The organism is Curtobacterium sp. B18, assembly GCF_000333375.1.
Taxonomy (GTDB): Bacteria; Actinomycetota; Actinomycetes; order Actinomycetales; family Microbacteriaceae; genus Curtobacterium.
The window spans coordinates 1-4,332 of the sequence record NZ_BACZ01000404.1 but is presented as its reverse complement, the minus strand read 5'-3'; the positions used below and the strand labels follow the sequence as shown (position 1 = coordinate 4,332).

At 73.0% G+C, this 4,332-nt stretch carries 7 protein-coding genes; 5 read left to right on the top strand and 2 right to left on the bottom strand.

Going from position 1 to position 4,332, the window contains the following annotated elements; genetic code table 11:
- Positions 1 to 17: 17 nt before the first annotated feature.
- Complete coding sequence (locus I5E_RS11240; protein WP_022907075.1) at positions 18 to 416, bottom strand: DMT family transporter; 399 nt, start codon at positions 414 to 416, stop codon at positions 18 to 20.
- A gap of 1 nt (position 417) precedes the next feature.
- A complete protein-coding gene (locus tag I5E_RS11235) occupies positions 418 to 732 on the bottom strand; it encodes a DMT family transporter (protein WP_022907074.1) in 315 nt (104 codons plus the stop codon).
- Between the two features lie 97 nt (positions 733 to 829).
- Between I5E_RS11235 and I5E_RS11230 the strand changes: the two genes are divergently transcribed.
- The 5 genes from I5E_RS11230 to I5E_RS24520 form a co-directional block, all read left to right on the top strand.
- On the top strand, positions 830 to 1,408 hold the full coding sequence (locus I5E_RS11230; protein ID WP_022907073.1) for a TetR/AcrR family transcriptional regulator: 579 nt from the start codon (positions 830 to 832) through the stop codon (positions 1,406 to 1,408).
- 41 nt (positions 1,409 to 1,449) lie between these two features.
- Entirely contained in the window at positions 1,450 to 2,466 is a 1,017-nt protein-coding gene (locus I5E_RS11225) for a permease (RefSeq protein WP_022907072.1), read from the top strand.
- On the top strand, positions 2,453 to 3,043 hold the full coding sequence (locus I5E_RS21670) for a DUF1980 domain-containing protein (RefSeq protein WP_049973495.1): 591 nt from the start codon (positions 2,453 to 2,455) through the stop codon (positions 3,041 to 3,043). The genes I5E_RS11225 and I5E_RS21670 overlap by 14 nt, the downstream gene beginning before the upstream one ends.
- Before the next feature lie 14 nt (positions 3,044 to 3,057).
- Positions 3,058 to 3,240 (top strand): hypothetical protein, encoded by a 183-nt coding sequence (locus I5E_RS22740; protein WP_148286939.1) that lies wholly within the window; start codon positions 3,058 to 3,060, stop codon positions 3,238 to 3,240.
- Positions 3,230 to 4,332, top strand: a 1,103-nt coding sequence (locus I5E_RS24520) for a hypothetical protein (RefSeq protein WP_022907071.1), incomplete at its 3' end; no start/stop codon positions are given. The genes I5E_RS22740 and I5E_RS24520, both read left to right, overlap by 11 nt.

Here is a 4,332-nt window from a genome sequence, read left to right as displayed (position 1 = left end):
CGCGGCCGGGTTCGGGGTCAGCGACGGGCCACGGGGCCGGCGGCGCGTGAGCTGTCGCTCAGCGCGAGAGCTCGGCCGGGGAGGCTGGCTCGCACCGGGCGGGCCGGCACGAGCTTCAGACCGACGACGCAGCCGACGATGCCGGCGATGAACAGCAGGCGCAGCGCGGTCACGGGTTCGGCGCCGGTGGCCATGCCCCACAGGACGGTGAGCGCGGCGCCGGTCCCCGTCCAGACGGCGTACGCGGTGCTGATCGGGATGTGCTTGAGGACGTAGCCGAAGGCGCCGAGGCTCACCACGATGGTGACCGCGAAGACGATCGTCGGCCGGAGCTGGGTGAAGCCCTCGCTCTCGCCGAGAGCGGTCGCCCACACGGTCTCGAGCGTGGCGCTGACGAACAGGACGATCCACGCCACCTCAGCTCACCACCTTCAGGCCGACCACGCAGGCGACGAGGCCGAGGACGAGCGCGACCCGGGCGACCGACGCGGCCTCCTGTCGACGGAGGATCGCGACGACGACCGTCAGCGAGGCGCCGATGCCGACCCAGACCGCGTAGGCGGTGCCGACCGGGATCGCCGTCATCGCGAACGCCAGTCCGATCATGCTGAGCGCCATGCCGGCGACGAACACGATCGTCGGCACGGCCTTCCTGAAGCCGTTCGACGCGCCGAGCGCGGTGGCCCACACCGCCTCGAGCACGCCCGACAGGACGAGGACTGCCCACGCCATGACGGCCTCCCTTCGATCTCGTTCCGCAAGTCGCACGACTGTGCGACAACTGCCCCCACGGTAGCACGAACTCGCACGACTGTGCGAGTATTGCGGTGTGGCCAGGAGCATCGACCTCGACGGACGCCGTCGCACCGTGTCCGTGGCGGCGTTCCGGGTCCTCGCCCGGGACGGTCTCGGCGCCCTGAGCGTGCGGAACGTCGCGGCCGAGGCGGGGCTGCCGCCGAGCACCGTCCGCTACGTCTTCCCGACGCAGTCGAGCCTCCGCGAGCACACCATCACGCTGGTGTTCGACCGCACCCGGGAGCGCATCGCCGCGATCCCCGACGGCCTCCCCGCCCGCGAGCGTGCACGCCGGATCCTGCTCGAGCTGCTGCCCCTCGACGACGAGCGCGTGATCGAGCTCGAGGTCTACCTGGCCCTCGGGAACGCGGCCCTGACGGACGCCGGACTCCGACCCGCCCTCGACCGCGTCGTCGCCGAGATGGGTACGTGGAGCGCCGAGGTCCTCGACCTCGTGGAGGTACGGTCCGCCGACCGCGAGTACGAGGCCCGTCGGCTGCACGCGCTCATCGACGGGCTCGCGATGCACGTCGTGCGCCTGGCGCCGGGGGAGTCCGGCGAGTGGACGATCGCCGTGCTCGACCGGCACCTCGACACGATCGCGCAGGCCTGACGGACACCCTCCACGGAGCGCCGGTCGCCTATCCTTGCCCGGTGACGACGACCACGCCGCCGCAGCGCACGAGCGCCCGGGTGCTCACCGGCCCCGGGCTGGTGCTGCTCGCCGTCGTCCTGCTGCTCGGGATCCGGCTGCTCTCGCCGGCCGTCGGCACCGCGGGACTGCCGGACGTGGTGCAGGACTTCCTCACCCTGGCGATCAGCGTCGTCGTCGAGTCCCTGCCGTTCGTCGTGCTCGGCATCGTGCTGTCCATCGTGGTCGAGGTGTGGGTGCCCGTCGGCGCGCTCGAGCGGGTCCTGCCCCAGCGGCCGATCCCACGCCGGGCCGTGATCTCCCTGATCGGCATGCTGTTCCCGGTGTGCGAGTGCGGCAACGTCCCGCTCGCCCGCGGCCTCATGCTGCGCGGGTTCACCCCGGCCGAGGCGGTCACGTTCCTCGTCGCCGCCCCGATCCTCAACCCGCTCGTGATCATCAGCACCGCGCAGGCGTTCGGGTGGTCCGGCTGGATCCTGCCGGTGCGCATCGTGGGCGGCTTCGTGGTGGCGAACCTGGTCGGCTGGATCGTCGCCGCGCACCGCCGACCCGCCGAGCTCCTGCTGCCCGCGTTCGAGGTCCGCTGCCGTGCGGCGATCGGTGCCCCGCGGTCGCGGAACCGCTGGCGGGACAGCGCCGCCCAGTTCGGTGGCGAGACCGCCACGATGATGCCCGCGCTGTTCGTCGGCGCCGGGCTCGCCGCCGCGATCCAAGTCGCGGTGCCCCGGTCCACCCTGGTGGCGATCGGGGCGAACCCGGTCCTGTCCGTCGCCGCGATGATGCTGCTCGCGATGACGGTGTCGCTCTGCTCGAACGTCGACGCCTTCTTCGCCCTGTCCTTCGCGTCGACCTTCCTGCCCGGGTCCATCACCGCGTTCCTCATCATCGGGCCGATCATCGACGTCAAGATGATCGCCCTGCTCCGGACGACCTTCCGTGCGCGCTTCCTGGTGCTGCTCGCGGTCGTCTGCGTCCTGTTCGCCGCGACCGTCGGGTTGGTGATGAATGTCCTCGTCTGAGTCCCGACTGCCGTCGTACCTCGGCCTCGGGTCCGTCCTCGCGGTGGCGTCGTGCACCCTGTGGCTCGCCCTCGCCGGGCACCTCGACCTGTACATCAACCCGCGCTACGCGGTCTTCACCGTCGTGCTCGCGGCCGTCGCGGTCCCGGCCGCCGTCGCAGGTCTGGTCGTCGTGGCGCGGGGACACGGGCACGACCACGACCACGACGAGCACGAGCACGAGCCCCGGCAATCGGGTGCGGCCCGTCGCACGCGGGCCGTCCTCGGCGGCGCCGCGGCCCTCGTCACGATCGGGGTCACCGTCGCCATGCTGGTGCTCCCCCCGGCGACGCTGTCGGCACGCACCGCCCAGCAGCGGAGCGTGGACTCCGCGACGCTGTCGAACGCCACGGGCTCCGAGGCCGCGGTGTCGCTGCTCGGCAGCACCTCGGTCGACACGTCGGAGTACGGCGTGAAGGACTGGGCCGCACTCATCCGGCAGACCACGGACACCTCGTCGCTCGTCGGGAAGCGCGTGCGGCTCACCGGTTTCGTCGTGCCCGGCTCGGACGGCTCGTTCACGCTGACCCGGTCGTGATCAGCTGCTGCGCGGTGGACGCCCACCCCGTCGGGCTCGGGGTCGTCACGGACGGCACGGTGCCGGACGAGGGGCGGTGGGTGCGGGTGACCGGGGCGCTCGCCGCCAACCCCGACCAGTCGGCCGACGCCCGGATCGTCATCCGGGCCGCCAGCGTGCAGGCGATCCAGCAGCCCGAGGACCCGTATGAGTACTGAGCTGCGCAGCCGACCGCGGAACCGCTTCCGCCGTCGCCTCGTCGCGACCGTGCTGGTGTTCGTGCTCGTCGGCACCGCCGCGGCGGTCGTCGGATCGCAGCAGGGACCGCGCCTCCGTGACGTCTCGTACGACGCCGTCGGCCTGGTGTCCCGACCGGCGCAGCGCGTGATCCTCACCGCGAACCAGGCGGTCGAGCGGGTGTCCGCGAACGAGGTGACGGTGCGTCCGGCCGCGGCCCACACCGTGACATCGAGCGGCAACACCATCGCGGTCGAGTTCGCCGGCCCGCTCGCCTACGACCGCTCGTACGAGATCCGGGTCGCGGGCGTCCGCGCGCCCGGGCAGCGTGCCACCGCCGACCTGCGGGCCTCCGTCCGGACCGGCAGCACCGACGTGCTCGCGCTCGTCCCCGGCGGCGCCGGTACCCCGGACCGGATCGTCCGCCGCTCGCTGGACGCCGGCGGGGCGACCACCGTCTACCGGGCCGCCGGCATCTCGGAGTACGTGCGGCTCGGCCGGTCGCTGGTGGTGGTGACCGGCACCGACGCGGGGTCCGCCGTCGACATCGTGCCGCTCGCGGGCGGTGTGCAGGACGAGGACGCCCCGGTCGAGCACCTGACCCTGCCCACCGCCGAGGGACGGGTCACCGCGCTGCACGCCGCCGACGACGGGGCGTCGTTCGGGTTCGAGTACGCGGACACCTCGACCGGGCAGTCCCGGAACGTCGGCCTCTACGTCGTCGACATGACCGGCACGCACCTGCCGACGGCGATCGATGCCAGCGGGAAACCCAGGACGGGCGCGGTCCCGATGAGCGTCGGGCAGTGGGCGTACGTCCCGCGCACCGAGAGCGCCCTCGTCCGGACCGGTAGCGACGACCTCGTGCTCGTCGACATGAGCGGCCGGGCCGACCCCGTCCGACTGGGGAGCGCGACGTACCTGCACGGCTTCGTCGGCACCGGGACGACCGCCGTCGTGGAGACGGGCACGGGCATCGTCCGCCTCGACCTCACCGACGGGGACCGGACCGCGCTGCGGGCGCCCGCCGGCAGCACCGACGCCGCGTACCTCGGCCGGATCGCACAGCTGAC

Bases quoted from the DNA above. Each gene is read 5' to 3' on its own strand.
- I5E_RS11235 (WP_022907074.1), bottom strand. From the start codon at position 732: ATGGCGTGGGCAGTCCTCGTCCTGTCGGGCGTGCTCGAGGCGGTGTGG.
- I5E_RS21670 (WP_049973495.1), top strand. From the start codon at position 2,453: ATGTCCTCGTCTGAGTCCCGACTGCCGTCGTACCTCGGCCTCGGGTCC.